Genomic DNA, 579 nt, shown 5'->3' on the forward strand with positions numbered 1-579 from the left:
GGTGACGCCTTCCGTCAGCACCAGGGTGGAGGCGGTCTCGGAGGTGAAGCGGATGGTGTCCGCGCCGGCGCCGCCGTCGATCACCTCGCCGGACACAAGCTCGGCCGCCTCGCGGATGATGAAGATGTCGTCGCCGGCACCGCCCACCAGCGTATCCGCCCCCTCGCCGCCGCCCAGCGTGTCGTTGCCGGCACCGCCCGAGATGACGTTGGCGTTCTCGTCGCCCAGCAGCAGGTCCGCGGCGGAGGAGCCGATCAGGTTCTCGATCCCGCTCATCTGGTCGCTGTCGGCGTCGCCCTGCATTCCCGTGCCGGAGCCGCTTCCGAGGCCGACATAGACCCCCCAGGTCGAGGCCGAGTAGTCCACGGTGTCGATGCCGTCGCCGCCGATCAGTGAATCGGCGCCCATGCCGCCGACCAGCAGGTCGTCGCCGTCGCCGCCGTACAGCGTGTCGTTGCCCAGGCCGCCCCACAGCGTATCGGCGCCGCCGTTGCCGGTCAGGATATTGTCGGCATCCGAGCCGGTGAGCTGGTCGCCCAGCGCGCCGCCAGCGGCATGCTCGAAGCCGGTCACCGTCAT

General features: G+C 70.6%; 1 protein-coding gene. It reads right to left on the reverse strand.

The features are described 5' to 3' along the window. Positions 1 to 579 (reverse strand): calcium-binding protein (locus tag ACTIF1_RS26470; protein ID WP_439599467.1); only part of this gene is annotated, 579 nt, incomplete at both ends.

The organism is Falsiroseomonas sp., assembly GCF_051860665.1.
In the GTDB taxonomy this organism is placed as follows: Bacteria; Pseudomonadota; Alphaproteobacteria; order Acetobacterales; family Acetobacteraceae; genus Falsiroseomonas.